We start from the raw sequence: 21,058 nt of genomic DNA, 5'->3' as shown, positions 1-21,058 counted from the left end.
ATGCGCCGGATATTATCGGTATTACTGGAAAACGAATCGGGCGCATTGTCCCGCGTTATCGGCCTCTTTTCCCAGCGCGGCTATAATATAGAAAGCCTGACTGTCGCGCCGACAGACGATCCGACCCTCTCCAGGATGACCATCCAGACCGTGGGCGATGAAAAAGCGATCGAGCAGATTGAAAAGCAACTGCACAAGCTGGTGGATGTCCTGCGGGTCAGCGAACTGGGGCAGGGGGCTCATGTCGAACGTGAAATCATGCTGGTGAAGGTCCAGGCCAGCGGTTACGGCCGTGAAGAAGTGAAGCGCAACACCGAAATCTTTCGTGGACAGATTATCGACGTGACGCCTTCTATCTATACCGTCCAGCTCGCCGGCACCAGCGATAAGCTCGACGCCTTCCTGGCCTCGCTGCGCGATGTCGCTCGGATCGTGGAAGTGGCTCGCTCCGGCGTGGTCGGCCTGTCTCGCGGTGATAAAATCATGCGCTGAGGATCGGGAATTGATGCAAAAATAGCCCGGCAGCGACTGTCGGGCTTTTTTTTTGCGAAATCAGTAGGAACTGTAAGCGAAAGCGGTTGCTGCGCTAACTATTCTGCGTTTAGATGTTATAAAAAGGGTTCCATACCTGAATAATGGTTATGTTTGGCACTTCTTACCCAAGGGGCAATTGTGAAACTGGATGAAATCGCCCGGCTGGCCGGTGTTTCAAGAACCACCGCGAGCTATGTGATTAATGGCAAAGCGAAGCAGTACCGCGTAAGCGACAAGACGGTCGAAAAGGTGATGGCTGTCGTGCGAGAGCACAACTATCATCCGAATGCGGTCGCTGCTGGCCTGCGTGCAGGACGCACACGCTCTATCGGTCTGGTGATCCCGGATCTGGAAAACACCAGCTATACCCGCATTGCAAATTATCTGGAGCGGCAGGCGCGCCAGCGCGGCTATCAGCTGCTGATTGCCTGCTCGGAGGATCAGCCCGATAACGAAATGCGCTGTATCGAGCATCTGCTACAGCGCCAGGTGGACGCCATCATTGTTTCCACCTCGCTGCCGCCGGAGCACCCTTTCTACCAGCGCTGGGCTAACGATCCGTTTCCGATTGTCGCCCTCGACCGCGCCCTTGATCGCGAGCACTTCACCAGCGTCGTCGGCGCTGATCAGGATGACGCCGAGATGCTCGCCGCCGAGCTGCGGACTTTTCCAGGCGAAACGGTGCTTTATCTTGGCGCGCTGCCGGAACTGTCGGTGAGCTTCCTGCGCGAGCAAGGCTTCCGTAAAGCCTGGCAGGACGATCCGCGTGAGGTGCATTATCTCTATGCCAACAGCTATGAGCGAGAAGCGGCGGCCCAGCTATTTGAAAAATGGCTTGAAACTCATCCGATGCCGCAGGCGCTGTTTACCACCTCTTTCCCGCTGCTGCAGGGCGTCATGGATGTGACGCTGCGCCGTGAGGGTAAACTGCCTTCCGAGCTGGCGATCGCCACCTTCGGCGATAATGAGCTGCTCGATTTCCTGCAGTGTCCGGTACTGGCCGTGGCCCAGCGCCATCGCGATGTTGCTGAGCGGGTGCTCGAGATCGTCCTCGCTAGCCTCGATGAACCGCGCAAGCCGAAACCAGGCCTCAGCCGTATTCGTCGTAATCTTTATCGCCGCGGCAGCCTGAATCGCCGTTAAGGGCGCAATATCGTCAGCATCCAGGATTATTCCTGGCAGGCCTGCCAGAGAGCAGGCCGCTGGCGATAAATCAGGCAACTGACGTCCAGAATGCAAAACTGAATATATTTCAGACAAATCCCTAAACTTCTTTACGCGTTATTTTGTTTTATTCCCTGGCAATCGTTTTGTGACTCAAAACAGGACACAAAAAATGATGGTGCAGGCTTTAATTGTATTATTTTGTTACATTCACCAGGTTAATTGCTGAATTAACACCCATTTTGTTCGCCACTACCGTTCTCCCCTGCCTTATCCCGCGCCTGGTCCACCCCTCAGGCAGCAACAGGTACTGTTAACGGCCGGCATAATGGCCTAAAATGCCGCTCGCGTCGCAAACTGACACTTTATATTTTCCCGCCGAAGATATTTTGTTGTTTATAACTGTTACGAGTTTGTTGGTTATTTTCTTACACGTATTCATAACGTTAATTTGCCTCGCCTGTTGATGATTTTTTCATCAGGGCTAATGTCGGCTGTAAATAATGGGTTTTTGGGCTCCGTTGGCATTCGTGCTGGCTTGACAAGCTTTTCCTCCGCTCCGTAAACTCCTTCTGGTGGGAATTTGTGGGATAAAGTGGCGAAAAGGGGTGAGGCTGGCATGTTCCGTGGAGCAACGTTAGTCAATCTCGACAGCAAAGGCCGCCTGGCCGTGCCAACGCGCTATCGCGATGGGCTGATCGAGGACGCTGCCGGTCAATTGGTATGCACCATTGACATTCATCACCCGTGCCTGCTGCTTTATCCATTGCCTGAATGGGAAGTCATCGAGCAGAAATTGTCGCGTTTATCGAGCATGAATCCCGTTGAGCGGCGCGTACAGCGTTTGCTTCTGGGTCATGCCAGCGAATGTCAGATGGATAATGCCGGTCGCTTGCTGATTGCGCCGGTGTTACGGCAGCATGCCGGGCTGACAAAAGAAGTGATGCTGGTCGGGCAGTTTAATAAATTTGAACTGTGGGACGAAACGACCTGGTATCAACGGGTCAAGGAAGATATCGACGCTGAGCAGTCCGCGACCGGTGAACTGTCGGAGCGCCTGCAGGATTTGTCTTTATAAAAATGATGGAAAATTTTAAACACACTACGGTACTTCTGGATGAAGCCGTCAACGGCCTCAATATTCGTCCAGACGGTATCTATATTGATGGTACCTTTGGTCGCGGCGGTCACTCGCGCCTGATCCTCTCCCGGCTGGGAGCGGAAGGACGCTTGCTGGCAATCGATCGCGATCCACAGGCGATTGCCGTCGCGCAAACCATCGATGATCCCCGCTTTTCCATCGTACATGGTCCATTTTCACAGCTTGCTGATTATGTCGGCGAGCGCAATCTTACCGGTAAGATCGACGGCATTCTGCTCGATCTCGGCGTCTCTTCCCCACAGCTTGACGATGCGGAACGCGGTTTTTCCTTTATGCGCGACGGACCGCTGGATATGCGCATGGATCCGACGCGCGGTCAGTCTGCGGCCGAATGGTTGCAGACCGCTGAAGAAGCGGATATCGCCTGGGTGATTAAAACCTTCGGCGAAGAGCGTTTCGGCAAACGGATCGCCCGCGCGATCGTCGAACGTAATCGCATTGCACCGATGACTCGCACCAAAGAGCTGGCGGAGGTCATCGCCGCGGCTATGCCGGTAAAAGATAAGCACAAACATCCCGCGACCCGTACCTTCCAGGCGGTGCGCATTTGGGTAAACAGTGAACTGGAGGAGATAGAGCAGGCGCTAAAAAGCTCGCTCAGCGTGCTGGCCCCAGGCGGGCGGCTGTCGATCATTAGTTTTCATTCGCTGGAAGATCGCATTGTAAAGCGCTTTATGCGCGAGCAAAGCCGCGGTCCGCAGGTTCCGGCGGGAATACCGATGACCGAATCGCAGCTCAAAAAACTGGGCGGCCGTGAGTTACGAGCACTAGGCAAGTTGATGCCGGGCGAAGAAGAGGTGGCAGAGAATCCACGCGCCCGTAGTTCAGTGCTGCGTATTGCAGAGAGGACGAACGCATGATCGGCAGAGTGACAGAGGCCTTAAGCAAGGTTAAAGGGTCGATTGGAAGCAACGAGCGCCATGCTTTGCCTGGCGTGATCGGGGACGACCTTCTGCGGTTTGGGAAACTGCCACTCTGCCTGTTCATTTGCATCATTATTACGGCGATTACCGTGGTCACCACCGCGCACCACACGCGCCTGCTGACCGCGCAGCGTGAACAACTGGTTCTGGAACGCGACGCCCTGGACATTGAATGGCGCAACCTGATCCTCGAAGAGAACGCGCTCGGCGATCACAGTCGGGTTGAGCGGATCGCGACCGAGAAGTTGCAGATGCAGCACGTCGATCCATCCCAAGAAAATATCGTTGTACAGAAATAAGGATTATTGCGACGGATGAAAGCAGCGCCAAAAACGCCTAAAGCAAAACGTCAGGAAGAACAGGCCAACTTTATCAGTTGGCGTTTTGCGTTGCTGTGCGGCTGTATTCTACTGGCGCTGGCTTTTCTGCTGGGGCGGGTTGCCTGGCTACAGGTAGTCAGCCCGGACATGCTGGTGCGCCAGGGCGATATGCGTTCTCTGCGCGTACAGGAAGTATCCACCGCGCGCGGGATGATTACCGACCGCTCCGGTCGTCCGCTTGCGGTCAGCGTGCCGGTGAAGGCTATCTGGGCCGATCCAAAAGAACTTCATGATGCCGGCGGGGTAACCCTGGATACGCGCTGGAAGGCGCTGGCGGATGCCCTCAATATGCCGCTGGATCAGCTGGCGACGCGCATCAATACCAATCCGCGGATGCGTTTCATCTATCTGGCGCGTCAGGTTAACCCTGACATGGCCGACTACATCAAAAAACTGAAGCTGCCGGGCATTCATCTACGTGAAGAATCCCGTCGTTACTACCCTTCCGGGGAAGTGACCGCTCACCTCATCGGCTTTACCAACGTCGACAGCCAGGGGATTGAAGGGGTCGAAAAGAGCTTTGATAAATGGCTTACCGGCCAGCCGGGCGAGCGTATCGTGCGTAAAGACCGCTATGGCCGGGTAATTGAAGACATCTCTTCCACCGACAGCCAGGCGGCGCACAACCTGGCGCTGAGCATCGACGAGCGTCTGCAGGCGCTCGTCTATCGTGAGCTGAACAACGCCGTGGCCTTTAACAAAGCCGAGTCCGGCAGCGCGGTGTTAGTGGACGTGAACACCGGCGAAGTGCTGGCGATGGCCAACAGCCCGTCCTACAACCCAAACAACTTTGCCGGCACGGCGAAAGACACCATGCGTAACCGCGCCATCACCGACGTGTTCGAACCGGGTTCGACGGTGAAGCCGATGGTGGTGATGACGGCGCTGCAGCGCGGTATCGTCAACGAAAATACCGTGCTCAATACCGTGCCTTATCGAATTAACGGCCACGAAATTAAAGACGTGGCGCGCTACAGCGAATTGACCCTGACCGGGGTACTACAGAAGTCGAGTAACGTCGGTGTTTCTAAGCTGGCGTTAGCGATGCCGTCCTCAGCGTTAGTAGATACTTACTCACGTTTTGGGCTTGGAAAGGCGACCAATTTGGGGTTGGTCGGAGAACGCAGTGGCTTATATCCTCAAAAACAACGGTGGTCTGACATAGAGAGGGCCACCTTTTCTTTCGGCTACGGGCTAATGGTAACCCCGTTACAGTTAGCGCGAGTCTACGCAACGATTGGCAGCTACGGCATCTATCGCCCGCTGTCGATTACCAAAGTTGATCCACCGGTTCCGGGCGAACGTGTCTTCCCGGAATCACTCGTTCGTACCGTCGTTCATATGATGGAAAGCGTGGCGCTGCCTGGCGGCGGCGGCGTGAAGGCGGCGATCAAAGGCTATCGCATCGCGATTAAAACCGGTACGGCGAAAAAAGTGGGGCCGGATGGCCGCTACATCAACAAATATATTGCTTACACCGCAGGCGTTGCGCCCGCCAGCCATCCGCGCTTTGCGCTGGTGGTGGTGATCAACGACCCGCAGGCAGGTAAATACTACGGTGGCGCCGTTTCCGCGCCGGTGTTCGGTGCCATCATGGGCGGCGTATTGCGCACCATGAACATCGAGCCGGATGCGCTGGCAACGGGCGAAAAAAGTGAATTTGTAATTAATCAAGGCGAGGGAACAGGTGGCAGATCGTAATTTGCGCGACCTTCTCGCTCCATGGGTGCCAAACGCACCGGAGCGCATTCTGCGAGAGATGACGCTGGACAGCCGGGTGGCTGCTTCCGGCGATCTCTTTATCGCGGTACAGGGTCATCAGGCGGACGGGCGTCGTTATATCCCGCAGGCGATAGCGCAAGGTGTGGCTGCCATTATTGCTGAAGCCCAGGGCGAAGCTAAAGACGGTGAGATCCGTGAAATGCACGGCGTGCCGGTTATCTACCTGAGCCAGCTTAACGAACGCTTATCGGCGCTGGCCGGGCGTTTTTATCATCAGCCGTCGCAGCAGCTGCGTCTGGTGGGCGTGACCGGTACCAACGGCAAAACCACCACCACCCAGCTTCTGGCGCAATGGGCGAAACTACTCGGCGAAACCAGCGCGGTGATGGGGACCGTCGGCAACGGCCTGCTGGATAAAGTGGTGCCGAGCGAAAACACCACCGGTTCTGCGGTCGATGTTCAGCACGTGCTTTCCGGCCTGGTCGAGCAGGGGGCAACCTTCGGCGCGATGGAAGTCTCTTCCCACGGGCTGGTGCAGCACCGCGTGGCGGCCCTGCAGTTTGCCGCCTCGGTATTTACCAACCTGAGCCGCGACCACCTCGACTACCATGGCGACATGGCGCACTACGAAGCGGCGAAATGGTTGCTGTACTCCACCCACCATTGCGGCCAGGCCATCGTCAACGCTGACGATGAAGTCGGTCGTCGCTGGCTGGCGAAGCTGCCGGACGCGGTGGCGGTGTCGATGGAAGATCATATCAATCCGAACTGCCACGGCCGCTGGCTGAAGGCCACCGCGGTCAACTATCACGACAGCGGCGCCACCATCCAGTTTGACTCCAGCTGGGGCAACGGTGAAATCGAAAGCCGCCTGATGGGCGCCTTTAACGTTAGCAACCTCCTGTTGGCGCTGGCCACGCTGCTGGCGCTGGGCTATCCGCTGGCCGATCTGCTGAAAACTGCGGCGCGTTTACAGCCGGTATGCGGCCGTATGGAAGTGTTCAGCGCGCCCGGTAAACCGGCGGTGGTGGTGGATTATGCCCATACCCCTGACGCACTGGAAAAAGCACTGCAGGCCGCGCGCCTGCACTGCAGCGGCAAGCTGTGGTGCGTCTTCGGCTGCGGCGGCGACCGTGACAAAGGCAAGCGTCCGCTGATGGGGGCGATTGCAGAAGAGTTCGCCGATATCGTGGTCGTCACTGACGACAACCCGCGTACCGAAGAACCGCGGGCGATTATCAACGATATTCTGGCCGGCATGCTCGATGCAGGTCATGCAAAAGTGATGGAAGGCCGTGCGGAAGCGGTGACCAACGCCGTGATGCAGGCGCAGGAGAACGACGTGGTGCTGGTGGCGGGTAAAGGCCATGAAGATTACCAGATCGTCGGTAACCGTCGTCTGGATTATTCCGACCGCGTCACCGTTGCGCGTCTGCTGGGAGCGGTAGCATGATTCGCTTTACGTTAAGCCAGCTCGCCGCGATCGCCCATGGCGAACGGCAGGGTAGCGATATCGCTATCGACGAGGTGACCACCGACACCCGTAAAGTCACAGCGGGCTGCCTGTTTGTGGCGCTAAAAGGCGAGCGTTTCGACGCCCATGATTTTGCCGAACAGGCGAAAGCGGCAGGCGCCGGCGCGCTGCTGGTGAGCCGTCCGCTGGCCTGCGATCTCCCGCAGGTGATCGTGAAAGATACCCGGCAGGCTTTCGGCGAGTTAGCCGCCTGGGTCCGTCAGCAGGTGCCGACCCGCGTCGTCGCCCTAACCGGCTCGTCAGGTAAAACCTCGGTCAAAGAGATGACCGCGGCGATCCTCAGCCAGTGCGGCAACACGCTGTATACCGCCGGCAACCTGAACAACGATATCGGCGTACCGATGACTCTGCTGCGTCTGACCAAAGAACATCAGTACGCGGTGATTGAGCTCGGCGCCAACCACCAGGGCGAAATCGCCTGGACCGTCAGCCTGACGCGTCCTGAAGCGGCTCTGGTCAACAACCTTGCCGCCGCGCACCTTGAAGGTTTCGGCTCGCTGGCGGGCGTGGCGAAGGCGAAGGGCGAAATCTATACCGGTCTGCCGGAAAACGGCATCGCCATTCTCAATGCCGACAACAACGACTGGCTGAACTGGCAGGCAGTGATTGGCGATCGCAAAGTGTGGCGCTTCTCACCGAATGCGGCCAACAGCGATTTCACTGCGACTAACGTGCAGATCACCAGCCACGGCACCGAATTTACGCTGCAGACTCCAACCGGTAACGTTGATGTACTGCTGCCGCTGCCGGGACGCCACAACATCGCTAACGCGCTGGCGGCGACCTCGCTGGCGATGGCGGTAGGCGCCGATCTGGCGGCGGTGAAAGCCGGTCTGGCGCAGCTGCAGGCCGTTCCGGGACGTCTGTTCCCGATCCGCCTGACCGAGAGCCAGCTGCTGCTGGATGACTCCTATAACGCTAACGTCGGTTCGATGACCGCGGCGGTGCAGGTCCTGTCAGAGATGCCCGGCTTCCAGACGATGGTGGTCGGCGATATGGCCGAACTTGGCGCGGAAAGCGCGGCTTGCCACCGTGAAGTCGGCGAAGCGGCGAAAGCGGCAGGGCTGGATCGCGTTCTCAGCGTCGGCGCCTTGAGCGCGGATATCAGCCGCGCCAGCGGCGTGGGCGAACATTTTAACGATAAAGCCGCCGTGGTGGCTCGCCTGCGCGAGCTGCTGGCTGAGCATAAGATAATGACCATTTTAGTGAAGGGTTCACGTAGTGCCGCCATGGAAGAGGTAGTACGCGCATTACAGGAGACTGGGACATGTTAGTATGGCTGGCCGAACATTTGGTCAAATATTATTCCGGCTTTAACGTCTTTTCGTATCTGACGTTTCGCGCCATCGTCAGCCTGCTGACCGCGCTGTTCATCTCTCTGTGGATGGGCCCGCGCATGATCGCCCGTCTGCAAAAACTCTCCTTCGGCCAGGTGGTTCGTAACGACGGTCCGGAGTCTCATTTCAGTAAGCGCGGTACCCCGACCATGGGGGGGATCATGATCCTCACCGCGATCACTGTGTCGGTGCTGCTGTGGGCTTACCCGTCCAACCCGTACGTCTGGTGCGTGCTGACGGTGCTGATCGGCTACGGCATCATCGGCTTCGTTGATGATTACCGTAAAGTGGTGCGCAAAGACACCAAAGGTCTGATCGCCCGCTGGAAGTACTTCTGGATGTCGGTGATTGCCCTTGGGGTAGCCTTTGCCCTGTATCTGGCGGGGAAAGACACCCCGGCGACCGAGCTGGTGGTGCCGTTCTTTAAAGACGTCATGCCGCAGCTGGGGCTGTTCTATATCCTGCTGGCCTACTTCGTGATCGTCGGCACTGGCAACGCGGTTAACCTGACCGACGGTCTCGACGGCCTGGCGATCATGCCCACCGTCTTCGTCGCGGCGGGTTTTGCGCTGGTGGCGTGGGCGACCGGTAACATGAATTTCGCCAACTACCTGCACATTCCTTATCTGCGCCACGCCGGCGAACTGGTGATCGTCTGTACGGCGATCGTCGGCGCGGGGCTAGGCTTTCTGTGGTTTAACACCTACCCGGCGCAGGTCTTTATGGGCGACGTCGGTTCGCTGGCGCTCGGTGGCGCGCTGGGTATTATCGCCGTGCTGCTGCGTCAGGAATTCCTGCTGGTGATTATGGGCGGCGTTTTCGTGGTGGAGACCCTGTCGGTGATCCTGCAGGTTGGCTCCTTTAAGCTGCGCGGTCAGCGTATCTTCCGCATGGCGCCGATCCACCACCACTATGAACTGAAAGGCTGGCCGGAGCCGCGCGTTATCGTGCGCTTCTGGATTATTTCGCTGATGCTGGTGCTGATTGGCCTGGCGACGCTGAAGGTACGTTAATCATGGCAGATTATCAGGGTAAAAAAGTCGTCATTTTTGGGCTGGGCATGACCGGCCTGTCATGCGTGGACTTTTTCATGGCGCGCGGCGTAACCCCGCGCGTGATGGACACCCGCGTCGCGCCTCCTGGGCTGGATAAATTGCCTGAATCGGTCGAATGCCATGTCGGCGGCCTCAATGATACCTGGCTGCTGGCGGCGGATCTGATTGTCGCCAGTCCTGGCATCGCGCTGGCCCATCCTTCGTTGAGTGCGGCGGCAGATGCTGGCGTAGAGATCGTTGGCGATATCGAACTGTTCTGCCGCGAAGCGCAGGCGCCGATCATCGCCATTACCGGCTCGAATGGCAAAAGCACCGTCACCACCCTGGTGGGCGAGATGGCGAAAGCGGCCGGGATTAACGTCGGCGTGGGCGGCAATATCGGCCTGCCGGCGCTGATGCTGCTGGATACCGATCGTGAGCTGTATGTACTGGAGCTCTCCAGCTTCCAGCTGGAAACCACCTCCAGCCTGCAGGCGGTGGCGGCAACCATCCTCAACGTGACTGAGGACCATATGGACCGCTACCCGCTGGGGCTGCAGCAGTATCGCGCGGCGAAGCTGCGGATTTACGAGAATGCGAAGACCTGCGTGGTCAACGCGGACGATGCGCTCACCATGCCGGTACGCGGCGCGGACGATCGCTGCATCAGCTTTGGTATCGACGTCGGTGACTATCACCTTAACCGTCAGCAGGGCGAGACCTGGCTGCGCGTAAAAGGTGAGAAAGTCCTCAATGTGAAAGAGATGTCTATCACGGGTCAGCATAACTACAGCAACGCCCTGGCGGCGCTGGCGCTGGCCGATGCCGCGGGTCTGCCGCGTGCGAGCAGCCTGAAGGCGCTGACCACCTTTACTGGCCTGGCGCATCGCTTCCAGCTGGTGTTGGATCACAACGGCGTGCGCTGGATTAACGACTCGAAGGCAACCAACGTCGGCAGTACCGAGGCGGCGCTGAACGGCCTGCAGCTTGATGGCACGCTGTATCTGCTGCTGGGCGGCGACGGCAAGTCCGCTGATTTCACTCCGCTGAAGCGCTACCTTGGCGGCGATCGTATCCGTCTGTACTGCTTTGGTCGCGACGGCGCCGAGCTCGCCGAGCTGCGTCCTGAGGTGGCGGTACAAACTGAAACCATGGAGCAGGCGATGCGTCAGATAGCGCCCCTGGTGAAGGCGGGCGATATGGTTCTCCTGTCGCCAGCCTGCGCCAGCCTGGATCAGTTTAAGAACTTTGAACAACGGGGCGAGATGTTTGCCCGCCTGGCGAAGGAGTTAGGTTGATGCGTTTCTCTCTCCCACGCCTGAGAATGCCGCAGCTGAGCTTGCCTCGGTTGAGACTGCCGCGACTGCCGGGGATGTTTATCTTCGCCTGGCTGTTCGCCGCGCTGAAAGGCTGGGTGATGGGCTCGCGCCCAAAAGATAACGACAGTCTGGTGATGTATGACCGGATGCTGCTGTGGCTGACCTTCGGCCTGGCGGCGATCGGCTTTATTATGGTGACCTCGGCGTCAATGCCGGTGGGACAGCGCCTGGCGAACGATCCTTTCCTCTTCGCCAAGCGTGACGGCCTGTACATTGTGCTGGCCTTTGTCCTCGCGCTGGTGACGCTGCGCCTGCCGATGGATTTCTGGCAGCGCCACAGTACCGCGATGCTGATCGCCTCGATCGTCATGCTGCTGATCGTGCTGGTGGTGGGTAGCTCGGTAAACGGCGCATCGCGCTGGATCGCCCTCGGTCCGCTGCGCATCCAGCCGGCGGAGTTCACCAAGCTGTCGCTGTTCTGCTACATCGCCAACTATCTGGTGCGCAAAGCCGACGAAGTGCGCAACAATCTGCGCGGCTTCTTAAAACCGATGGGCGTGATTTTCGTGCTGGCGATCCTGCTGCTGGCGCAGCCTGACCTCGGTACGGTGGTGGTGCTGTTCGTCACCACGCTGGCGATGCTGTTCCTCGCCGGCGCCAAGCTGTGGCAGTTCATCGCTATTATCGGCATGGGCATCTCGGCGGTGGTCCTGTTGATCCTCGCCGAACCGTACCGTATTCGCCGCGTGACCTCCTTCTGGAACCCGTGGGAAGACCCGTTCGGCAGCGGCTATCAGCTGACCCAGTCGCTGATGGCCTTTGGCCGCGGCGAGATGTGGGGGCAGGGACTCGGCAACTCGGTGCAAAAACTGGAGTATTTGCCGGAAGCGCACACTGACTTTATCTTCGCCATCATCGGCGAAGAACTCGGTTATATCGGTGTGGTACTGGCGCTTTTAATGGTATTCTTCGTCGCTTTCCGCGCCATGTCGATTGGCCGAAAAGCGCTGGAGATCGATCATCGCTTCTCCGGCTTCCTCGCCTGTGCGATTGGTATCTGGTTTAGCTTCCAGGCGTTAGTTAACGTCGGGGCGGCGGCGGGGATGCTGCCGACGAAAGGTTTGACGCTGCCGCTGATCAGTTATGGTGGTTCCAGTCTGCTGATTATGTCGACGGCCATCATGTTGTTGTTGCGAATTGATTATGAAACGCGTCTGGAAAAAGCCCAGGCGTTTACACGGGGTGTTCGATGAGCGGTCAGGAAAAGCGGTTGATGGTGATGGCGGGCGGTACCGGCGGGCATGTGTTCCCGGGACTGGCGGTCGCGCACTATCTAATGGACCAGGGCTGGCAGGTTCGCTGGCTGGGTACCGCCGATCGTATGGAAGCGGATTTAGTGCCGAAAAACGGCATCGAGATTGATTTTATCCGTATCTCCGGCCTGCGTGGCAAAGGGATTAAAGCACAGCTGCTGGCGCCGGTGCGGATCTTCAACGCCTGGCGTCAGGCGCGGGCGATCATGAAGCGTTTCCAGCCGGACGTGGTGCTGGGCATGGGCGGCTATGTGTCCGGGCCTGGCGGCCTGGCGGCGTGGTCGCTGGGGATCCCGGTGGTCCTCCACGAACAAAACGGCATTGCCGGCCTGACCAACAAATGGCTGGCGAAGATTGCGAAGAAAGTGATGCAGGCGTTTCCCGGCGCCTTTCCGCATGCGGACGTCGTCGGGAATCCGGTGCGCACCGATGTGCTGGCGCTGCCGCTGCCGGGGCAGCGTCTGGTAGGCCGTCAGGGGCCGATTCGCGTGCTGGTGGTCGGTGGCTCTCAGGGCGCGCGCGTCCTGAACCAGACCATGCCGCAGGTGGCGGCGAAGCTCGGCGATACGGTGACCATCTGGCATCAGAGCGGTAAAGGCGGCCAGCAAACCGTACAGCAGGCCTATGCCGCCGCGGGGCAGCCGCAGCATAAAGTGACGGAATTTATTGATGATATGGCCGCGGCGTATGCCTGGGCAGATGTTGTGGTATGCCGTTCCGGCGCCCTGACGGTTAGCGAAATCGCGGCTGCGGGCTTACCGGCGCTGTTTGTACCGTTCCAGCACAAAGATCGTCAGCAGTACTGGAATGCGCTGCCGCTGGAGAAAGCCGGCGCGGCGAAAATTCTCGAACAGCCGGCGTTCACGGTTGAGGCGGTAGCCTCTACTCTGGCGAGCTGGGATCGGGAAACCTTGCTGGATATGGCGGAACGAGCGCGTGGCGCTTCGATTCCGGACGCTACCGAGCGGGTAGCAGAAGAGGTCAGCGCCGTAGCTTTGGCGCGCTAATTGCGGTGATTTTCACCGCCCGAATACAGAAGTTGATGGCGTAAAGAATGAATACACAAGATTTGGCAAAACTGCGTTCCATAGTGCCCGAGATGCGTCGCGTCCGGCACATTCACTTTGTCGGCATCGGCGGTGCCGGTATGGGCGGTATTGCCGAAGTGTTGGCTAACGAAGGTTATCAGATCAGCGGCTCCGACCTGGCGCCGAATCCGGTGACCCAGCAGCTGTCGCAGCTTGGCGCCACCATTTATTTCAACCATCGCCCGGAAAACGTGCGCGATGCCAGCGTGGTCGTAGTTTCCAGCGCGATTTCCGCCGATAACCCGGAAATCGTCGCCGCGCACGAGGCGCGTATCCCGGTGATCCGTCGTGCGGAAATGCTGGCGGAGCTGATGCGCTTCCGTCACGGGATCGCCATTGCCGGGACCCATGGCAAAACCACCACCACCGCGATGGTATCCAGTATTTACGCCGAAGCCGGGCTGGACCCGACTTTCGTCAACGGCGGGTTGGTGAAAGCGGCGGGCGTCCATGCGCGCCTCGGCCATAGCCGTTACCTGATTGCGGAAGCGGATGAGAGCGATGCATCGTTCCTGCACCTGCAGCCGATGGTGGCCATTGTTACCAACATCGAAGCCGACCACATGGACACCTACCATGGCGACTTTGAGAATCTGAAGCAGACCTTTATTAACTTCCTGCACAACCTGCCGTTCTACGGACGCGCGGTGATGTGTGTGGATGACCCGGTGATCCGAGAACTGCTGCCGCGCGTCGGCCGGCAGATCACCACCTACGGTTTTAGCGACGACGCCGACGTCCGCGTAGAAGACTACCGTCAGGTTGGAGCGCAGGGGCATTTCCGCCTGGTGCGTCAGGATAAAGAACTGCTGCAGGTGACGCTCAATGCCCCGGGACGCCATAACGCGCTGAACGCGGCGGCGGCGGTCGCCGTGGCGACGGAAGAGGGGATTGACGATCAGGCTATCCTGCGCGCGCTGGAAAGCTTCCAGGGTACCGGCCGTCGTTTCGACTTCCTTGGCGAATATCCGCTGACGGAAGTCAACGGCAAAGCGGGCAGCGCGATGCTGATCGATGACTATGGCCACCACCCGACGGAAGTCGACGCCACTATCAAAGCGGCGCGTGCCGGCTGGCCGGATAAAAATCTGGTCATGGTATTCCAGCCGCACCGTTATACCCGTACTCGCGATCTGTACGATGATTTCGCCAACGTGCTGACCCAAGTCGATGCGCTGCTGATGCTCGATGTCTACCCGGCAGGCGAAGCGCCGATCCCGGGTGCCGACAGCCGCTCGCTGTGCCGTACAATCCGTGGTCGCGGTAAAGTTGACCCGATTCTGGTGTCCGACCCGACGCAGGCCGCGGCGATGCTGGCGTCGGTGCTGACCGGCAACGATTTAGTGCTGGTGCAGGGGGCCGGAAACATTGGAAAAATCGCCCGTCACCTGGCTGAAATCAAACTGATCCCGCAAAAAACGGAGGAGGAGCGCCATGGCTGATAAAATCGCGGTGCTTTTCGGTGGAACCTCCGCTGAACGTGAAGTGTCGCTGAATTCAGGCGCCGCGGTGCTGGCCGGGCTGCGTGAAGCCGGGGTGGATGCCCATCCGGTTGACCCGCGCGATGTCGATATTACCCAGTTGAAAAAGCTGGGCTTTAAGAAAGCGTTTATTGCCCTCCACGGCCGCGGCGGGGAAGATGGCACGCTGCAGGGGCTGCTGGATCTGATCCAGCTGCCTTATACCGGCAGCGGCGTGATGGCTTCGGCGATTTCAATGGATAAACTGCGCAGCAAATGGCTGTGGCAGGGGGCCGGATTACCGGTCGCGCCGTGGGTGGCGCTGAGCCGCGGCCAGTTTAGCGCCGGATTGTCTGCTGATGTCGAACAGCAGATTGCGGCGCTGGGTCTGCCGCTCATCATCAAGCCCAGCCGCGAAGGCTCCAGCGTTGGGATGTCGAAAGTCAGCGAAAGCTGTGATTTAGCGAGTGCACTGGCGTTGGCTTTTCAGCATGATGATGAAGTTTTAGTCGAAAAATGGCTCAGTGGGCCGGAATTTACCGTCGCCATCGTCGGTGAAGAAATTTTACCGTCAATACGTATCCAGACGGCTGGAACCTTCTATGATTATGAGGCGAAGTATCTCTCTGATGAGACGCAATATTTCTGCCCAGGATTGGAGGATCCAGCGCGTGAGGCAGCCATTCAAAGCCTGGTGCTTAAAGCCTGGAATGTTCTGGGTTGCAAAGGCTGGGGGCGTATTGACGTCATGCTGGACAGCGATGGCCAGTTTTATCTGCTGGAAGCGAATACTTCTCCGGGCATGACCAGCCATAGCCTCGTACCGATGGCGGCGCGTCAGGCAGGAATGAGCTTCTCCCAGCTTGTTGTACGAATTCTGGACCTGGCGGGGTGATATGTCGCAGGCTGCGCTGAATACGCGGAACCATGAAGAGGACGTTTCTTCTTCGCGTCGGAGTAATGGAACGCGGCTGGCAGGGATCGTTTTCCTGCTGGCGGTGCTGTTTACCGTGCTGGTCAGCGGGTGGATGGTTCTTGGCTGGATGGAAGACGCGCAGCGTTTACCGCTGTCGAAGATGGTGGTGACCGGCGAGCGTCACTATACGCGCAATGATGACATCCGCCAGGCGATCCTGGCGTTGGGTTCGCCGGGCACCTTTATGACTCAGGACGTGAACATCATTCAGAGTCAGATTGAACGTCTGCCGTGGATTAAGCAGGCGAGCGTCCGAAAGCAGTGGCCCGATGAATTGAAGATTCATCTGGTTGAATATGTGCCGATTGCGCGCTGGAATGATCAACATATGGTGGATGCAGAGGGAAATGCCTTCAGCGTGCCGGCGGATCGCACCAGCAAACAGAATTTACCGATGTTATACGGCCCGGAAGGCAGCGAGAACGAAGTGCTGCAAGGGTATCGTGACATGGGGCAGGTGCTGGCAAAGGATAAATTCACGTTGAAAGTGGCGGCGATGACCGCCCGTCGCTCCTGGCAGTTGACGCTTAATAATGACATTAAGCTCAACCTTGGTCGTGGCGACACCATGAAACGGCTTCAGCGCTTTATGGAACTCTACCCGGTTCTTCAGCAGCAGGCGCAGACCGACGGCAAACGGATTAGCTACGTTGATTTGCGTTATGACTCGGGTGCGGCAGTGGGCTGGGTACCTGCTCCCGCAGAGGAAACTAATCAACAACAGAATCAGGCACAGGCAGAACAACAATGATCAAGGCGACGGACAGAAAACTGGTAGTTGGACTGGAGATTGGCACCGCCAAGGTGGCCGCTTTAGTAGGGGAAGTTCTGCCCGACGGCATGATTAATATCATCGGCGTGGGCAGTTGCCCATCGCGTGGTATGGATAAAGGCGGTGTGAACGACCTCGAGTCGGTGGTGAAATGCGTACAGCGCGCCATCGACCAGGCCGAACTGATGGCGGATTGCCAGATTTCATCAGTTTATTTGGCTCTTTCGGGTAAACATATAAGCTGTCAGAATGAAATCGGGATGGTACCGATTTCGGAAGAAGAAGTGACGCTGGACGACGTCGAAAACGTGGTCCATACCGCGAAGTCGGTTCGCGTCCGCGATGAGCATCGCGTCCTGCACGTGATTCCGCAGGAATACGCCATTGACTACCAGGAAGGGATTAAAAACCCGGTTGGGCTGTCCGGCGTGCGCATGCAGGCGAAGGTGCATCTGATTACCTGCCATAACGATATGGCGAAAAACATTGTTAAAGCGGTGGAACGTTGTGGTCTGAAAGTTGACCAACTTATTTTCGCCGGTTTAGCGGCCAGTTATTCCGTATTAACAGAAGACGAACGTGAGCTGGGCGTCTGCGTGGTGGATATTGGCGGTGGTACAATGGATATCGCCGTCTATACCGGCGGCGCGCTGCGTCACACCAAAGTGATCCCGTACGCGGGCAACGTGGTGACCAGCGATATCGCCTATGCCTTCGGGACGCCGCCGAGCGACGCCGAAGCCATCAAGGTTCGTCACGGTTGCGCATTGGGTTCTATCGTCGGTAAAGACGAAAACGTCGAAGTACCGAGCGTAGGCGGACGGCCGCCGCGTAGCCTGCAGCGTCAGACACTGGCTGAGGTGATTGAACCGCGCTATACCGAACTGCTTAATCTGGTCAATGAAGAGATCCTGCAGCTGCAGGAACAGCTCCGCCAGCAGGGGGTGAAACACCATCTGGCGGCGGGGATTGTGTTAACCGGCGGCGCGGCGCAAATTGAAGGTCTGGCGGCCTGTGCGCAGCGCGTGTTCCATACCCAGGTGCGCATTGGCGCGCCGCTGAACATCACCGGTTTAACGGACTATGCCCAGGAGCCGTATTATTCGACGGCGGTGGGGCTGCTGCACTACGGAAAAGAGTCACATCTGAGTGGTGAAGCGGAAGTCGAAAAACGCGTGACGGCGTCGGTGGGCTCGTGGATTAAGCGACTCAACAGCTGGCTGCGAAAAGAGTTTTAATTTTTTAAGAGAACGCAGACAATTAGCGTTCTCAGGCGACAGGCACAAGACGGAGAGAAACTATGTTTGAACCTATGGAACTGACCAACGACGCGGTGATTAAAGTCATCGGCGTCGGTGGCGGCGGCGGTAATGCCGTTGAACACATGGTGCGCGAGCGCATTGAGGGTGTTGAATTCTTCGCGGTGAACACCGATGCGCAGGCGCTGCGTAAAACGGCTGTTGGCCAGACTATCCAGATCGGTAGCGGTATTACCAAAGGTCTGGGCGCTGGCGCGAACCCGGAAGTCGGCCGTAATGCGGCGGACGAAGACCGTGAAGCGCTGCGTGCGGCCCTTGATGGCGCAGACATGGTGTTCATCGCGGCAGGCATGGGCGGCGGTACCGGTACCGGCGCGGCGCCTGTTGTTGCCGAAGTGGCTAAGGATCTGGGGATCCTCACCGTTGCGGTGGTCACTAAGCCGTTTAATTTTGAAGGTAAGAAGCGCATGGCGTTTGCTGAGCAGGGGATCACCGAGCTGTCCAAGCACGTTGACTCACTGATCACCATCCCAAACGACAAGCTGCTGAAAGTACTTGGCCGCGGTATTTCTCTGCTTGACGCGTTCGGCGCGGCAAACGACGTCCTCAAAGGCGCGGTGCAGGGTATCGCTGAACTGATCACCCGTCCGGGTCTGATGAATGTTGACTTCGCGGACGTCCGTACCGTGATGTCTGAAATGGGCTACGCGATGATGGGCTCCGGCGTGGCGAGCGGTGAAGACCGTGCGGAAGAAGCGGCTGAAATGGCCATCTCTTCTCCGCTGCTGGAAGATATCGACCTGTCCGGTGCGCGCGGCGTGCTGGTTAACATCACCGCGGGCTTCGACCTGCGTCTGGATGAGTTCGAAACCGTGGGTAACACTATCCGCGCATTTGCCTCGGATAACGCCACCGTGGTTATCGGTACCTCTCTGGACCCGGATATGAACGACGAACTGCGCGTCACCGTAGTGGCGACCGGTATCGGCATGGACAAGCGTCCGGAAATTACCCTGGTGACCAACAAACAGGTTCAACAGCCGGTGATGGATCGCTACCAGCAGCACGGTATGTCCCCGCTGACGCAAGAGCAGAAGCCGGCGGCAAAAGTGGTGAACGACAATACGCCGCAAACCGCGAAAGAGCCGGATTATCTGGATATCCCAGCCTTCCTGCGTAAGCAAGCCGATTAAGAATCGACTGGAAGTTGGGCATCTGCGCTCTTTGTGCTAAACTGGCCTCCCGATAGTGGTGTACACTTCGGTTGGATAGGTAAATTGGCGAGATTATACGATGATCAAACAAAGGACTCTTAAACGTATCGTTCAGGCGACTGGTGTCGGTTTGCATACCGGCAAGAAAGTCACACTGACGTTACGCCCTGCGCCGGCAAATACCGGGGTCATCTATCGTCGCACCGACTTGAATCCACCGGTAGATTTTCCGGCTGATGCCAAATCTGTGCGTGATACCATGCTCTGTACTTGCCTGGTTAATGAGCATGACGTGCGGATTTCTACGGTTGAACACCTGAACGCCGCATTGGCTGGCCTGGGTATCGACAACATTATTGTTGAAGTCGATGCACCGGAAATCCCGATTATGGACGGCAGTGCGGCTCCGTTCGTTTATCTGTTGCTGGACGCCGGCATCGATGAACTGAACTGCGCCAAGAAATTTGTACGTATCAAAGAGACGGTTCGCGTCGAAGATGGCGACAAATGGGCTGAATTCAAACCGTACAATGGTTTTTCGCTGGACTTCACCATCGATTTTAACCATCCGGCGATTGATGCCAGCACCCAGCGCTATACGCTGAACTTCTCGGCCGATGCGTTCATGCGTCAGATTAGCCGTGCGCGTACCTTCGGTTTCATGCGCGATATCGAATATCTGCAGTCCCGTGGCCTGTGCCTGGGCGGCAGCTTCGATTGTGCCATCGTTGTTGACGATTATCGCGTACTGAACGAAGACGGTCTGCGCTTTGAAGACGAATTTGTTCGCCACAAAATGCTGGATGCGATCGGTGACCTGTTTATGTGTGGTCACAACATTATCGGCGCATTCACGGCGTACAAATCGGGTCACGCGTTGAACAACAAACTGCTGCAGGCTGTTCTGGCAAAACAGGAAGCCTGGGAGTATGTGACCTTCGAAGACGACGCAAAATTGCCAATGGCGTTCCGCGCACCGTCGATGGTTCTGGCGTAAGCCTGACCATTCAGTAAATTCGACTGGTAACCTGGTACTCTCTCCGACCAGGGAACCAGTCGTTTTTCTTTTATAGCCTCTTCCCGTTATTTTTCGCTGCGATCGCTGGGTAATAATTAGCGCGCGTTCGCTGCTTTATTAAGCGTTTTCCCCGGGCAACGGCCTTCATTCATGCTGCCTCAGCGCGCTATTAATGTTAGTATTTGAGCGCAAAATTATTTCTCCGGGTTGCTTTACCCCGTGGACATCAGGTTGTCCTGCGAAAAACGTCAATAAAGAGACAGCCTGAACGACGACGGGTATACCAAAGAAAGGTAATGAACGTGAGTGGATTGCTGACGCGCTGGCGACAGTTTGGCAGACGGTATTTTTGGCCGCATCTCCTGTTGGGGATGGTCGCGGCCAGCCTCGGCCTGCCTGCGCTAAGCAACGGCCATGCGACCGCGACGCCAGCAAAGGCGACCGCCAGCAACCACAACCCGAGTAAAGTTAATTTCTCCCAGCTGGCGCTGCTGGAGACGAATCGCCGGCCCAACTTTACCGTCGACTACTGGCATCAGCATGCCATTCGCACCGTTATTCGTCATCTCTCTTTCGCCATGGCGCCGCAGGCGTTGCCGGTGGCGGAAGAAGCGTCTCCGCTGCAGGCGCAGCATCTGGCGCTGCTCGACACGCTCAGCGCGCTGCTGACGCAGGACAGTACGCCGCCGGTAGTGATCCGCCAGGCGGCGTATATCCCTTCCTCATATTCTGCCTTCCGCGTCAGCGCCTGGATAAGCCAGGTAGCGGGGATCCGCGCAGGCCCTCAACGTCTCAGCTGAAAATAACCACGGACCATCCTATTTTTTGTGACTCCGCACCGCGGGGCGT

General features: G+C 57.8%; 19 protein-coding genes. All 19 read left to right on the top strand.

Features of this window, described 5'->3' with window-relative positions:
- The 19 genes from ilvN to secM all read left to right on the top strand — a co-directional run bounded on the left by ilvN (position 1) and on the right by secM (position 21,009).
- Positions 1 to 492: an acetolactate synthase small subunit gene (gene ilvN, locus GT756_RS21275; RefSeq protein WP_002888536.1), complete on the top strand. Its 492-nt coding sequence runs from the start codon at positions 1 to 3 to the stop codon at positions 490 to 492.
- Positions 493 to 672: 180 nt separating this feature from the next.
- On the top strand, positions 673 to 1,677 hold the full coding sequence (cra, locus tag GT756_RS21270; protein ID WP_004145952.1) for a catabolite repressor/activator: 1,005 nt from the start codon (positions 673 to 675) through the stop codon (positions 1,675 to 1,677).
- 640 nt (positions 1,678 to 2,317) lie between these two features.
- A complete protein-coding gene (gene mraZ / locus GT756_RS21265; protein ID WP_004204327.1) occupies positions 2,318 to 2,776 on the top strand; it encodes a division/cell wall cluster transcriptional repressor MraZ in 459 nt (152 codons plus the stop codon).
- A 2-nt stretch (positions 2,777 to 2,778) separates the two neighbouring features.
- A complete protein-coding gene (gene rsmH / locus GT756_RS21260; protein WP_017901189.1) occupies positions 2,779 to 3,720 on the top strand; it encodes a 16S rRNA (cytosine(1402)-N(4))-methyltransferase RsmH in 942 nt (313 codons plus the stop codon).
- Positions 3,717 to 4,082: a cell division protein FtsL gene (gene ftsL / locus GT756_RS21255; RefSeq protein WP_002888550.1), complete on the top strand. Its 366-nt coding sequence runs from the start codon at positions 3,717 to 3,719 to the stop codon at positions 4,080 to 4,082. The genes rsmH and ftsL overlap by 4 nt, the downstream gene beginning before the upstream one ends.
- Before the next feature lie 15 nt (positions 4,083 to 4,097).
- A complete protein-coding gene (locus GT756_RS21250; protein WP_004204330.1) occupies positions 4,098 to 5,864 on the top strand; it encodes a peptidoglycan glycosyltransferase FtsI in 1,767 nt (588 codons plus the stop codon).
- Positions 5,851 to 7,338 carry a UDP-N-acetylmuramoyl-L-alanyl-D-glutamate--2,6-diaminopimelate ligase gene (gene murE, locus GT756_RS21245; RefSeq protein ID WP_017901188.1) on the top strand — a complete coding sequence of 496 codons (1,488 nt, stop codon included), beginning with the start codon at positions 5,851 to 5,853 and terminating at the stop codon, positions 7,336 to 7,338. The genes GT756_RS21250 and murE overlap by 14 nt, the downstream gene beginning before the upstream one ends.
- A complete protein-coding gene (gene murF / locus GT756_RS21240; RefSeq protein ID WP_160125050.1) occupies positions 7,335 to 8,693 on the top strand; it encodes a UDP-N-acetylmuramoyl-tripeptide--D-alanyl-D-alanine ligase in 1,359 nt (452 codons plus the stop codon). Before murE ends, murF begins: the two co-directional genes overlap by 4 nt.
- On the top strand, positions 8,687 to 9,769 hold the full coding sequence (mraY, locus tag GT756_RS21235; protein WP_004204335.1) for a phospho-N-acetylmuramoyl-pentapeptide-transferase: 1,083 nt from the start codon (positions 8,687 to 8,689) through the stop codon (positions 9,767 to 9,769). The genes murF and mraY overlap by 7 nt, the downstream gene beginning before the upstream one ends.
- 2 nt (positions 9,770 to 9,771) lie before the next feature.
- Complete coding sequence (gene murD / locus GT756_RS21230) at positions 9,772 to 11,088, top strand: UDP-N-acetylmuramoyl-L-alanine--D-glutamate ligase (RefSeq protein WP_160125049.1); 1,317 nt, start codon at positions 9,772 to 9,774, stop codon at positions 11,086 to 11,088.
- Positions 11,088 to 12,362 carry a cell division protein FtsW gene (gene ftsW / locus GT756_RS21225; protein ID WP_004204337.1) on the top strand — a complete coding sequence of 425 codons (1,275 nt, stop codon included), beginning with the start codon at positions 11,088 to 11,090 and terminating at the stop codon, positions 12,360 to 12,362. The genes murD and ftsW overlap by 1 nt, the downstream gene beginning before the upstream one ends.
- The gene (murG, locus tag GT756_RS21220; protein WP_017901186.1) at positions 12,359 to 13,429 is read left to right on the top strand and encodes an undecaprenyldiphospho-muramoylpentapeptide beta-N-acetylglucosaminyltransferase; all 1,071 of its coding nucleotides are present in this window, start codon (positions 12,359 to 12,361) and stop codon (positions 13,427 to 13,429) included. Before ftsW ends, murG begins: the two co-directional genes overlap by 4 nt.
- 47 nt (positions 13,430 to 13,476) lie before the next feature.
- The gene (gene murC / locus GT756_RS21215) at positions 13,477 to 14,952 is read left to right on the top strand and encodes a UDP-N-acetylmuramate--L-alanine ligase (protein WP_017901185.1); all 1,476 of its coding nucleotides are present in this window, start codon (positions 13,477 to 13,479) and stop codon (positions 14,950 to 14,952) included.
- Positions 14,945 to 15,865, top strand: a complete 921-nt coding sequence (locus GT756_RS21210; protein ID WP_087833106.1) for a D-alanine--D-alanine ligase — start codon at positions 14,945 to 14,947, stop codon at positions 15,863 to 15,865. The genes murC and GT756_RS21210 overlap by 8 nt, the downstream gene beginning before the upstream one ends.
- A gap of 1 nt (position 15,866) precedes the next feature.
- Positions 15,867 to 16,697 carry a cell division protein FtsQ gene (gene ftsQ / locus GT756_RS21205; protein WP_004204342.1) on the top strand — a complete coding sequence of 277 codons (831 nt, stop codon included), beginning with the start codon at positions 15,867 to 15,869 and terminating at the stop codon, positions 16,695 to 16,697.
- Complete coding sequence (ftsA, locus tag GT756_RS21200) at positions 16,694 to 17,956, top strand: cell division protein FtsA (RefSeq protein ID WP_004204343.1); 1,263 nt, start codon at positions 16,694 to 16,696, stop codon at positions 17,954 to 17,956. The genes ftsQ and ftsA overlap by 4 nt, the downstream gene beginning before the upstream one ends.
- A gap of 62 nt (positions 17,957 to 18,018) precedes the next feature.
- A complete protein-coding gene (ftsZ, locus tag GT756_RS21195) occupies positions 18,019 to 19,170 on the top strand; it encodes a cell division protein FtsZ (RefSeq protein WP_002888628.1) in 1,152 nt (383 codons plus the stop codon).
- Between the two features lie 100 nt (positions 19,171 to 19,270).
- On the top strand, positions 19,271 to 20,188 hold the full coding sequence (gene lpxC, locus GT756_RS21190; protein ID WP_002888632.1) for a UDP-3-O-acyl-N-acetylglucosamine deacetylase: 918 nt from the start codon (positions 19,271 to 19,273) through the stop codon (positions 20,186 to 20,188).
- A gap of 323 nt (positions 20,189 to 20,511) precedes the next feature.
- Positions 20,512 to 21,009, top strand: a complete 498-nt coding sequence (gene secM, locus GT756_RS21185) for a secA translation cis-regulator SecM (RefSeq protein WP_196611919.1) — start codon at positions 20,512 to 20,514, stop codon at positions 21,007 to 21,009.
- The last annotated feature ends 49 nt before the right edge of the window (positions 21,010 to 21,058 follow it).

The organism is Klebsiella sp. Q2, from assembly GCF_009900705.1.
GTDB classification, from domain to species: Bacteria; Pseudomonadota; Gammaproteobacteria; order Enterobacterales; family Enterobacteriaceae; genus Klebsiella; species Klebsiella quasipneumoniae.
This window is presented reverse-complemented; position numbering and strand designations above follow the sequence as displayed.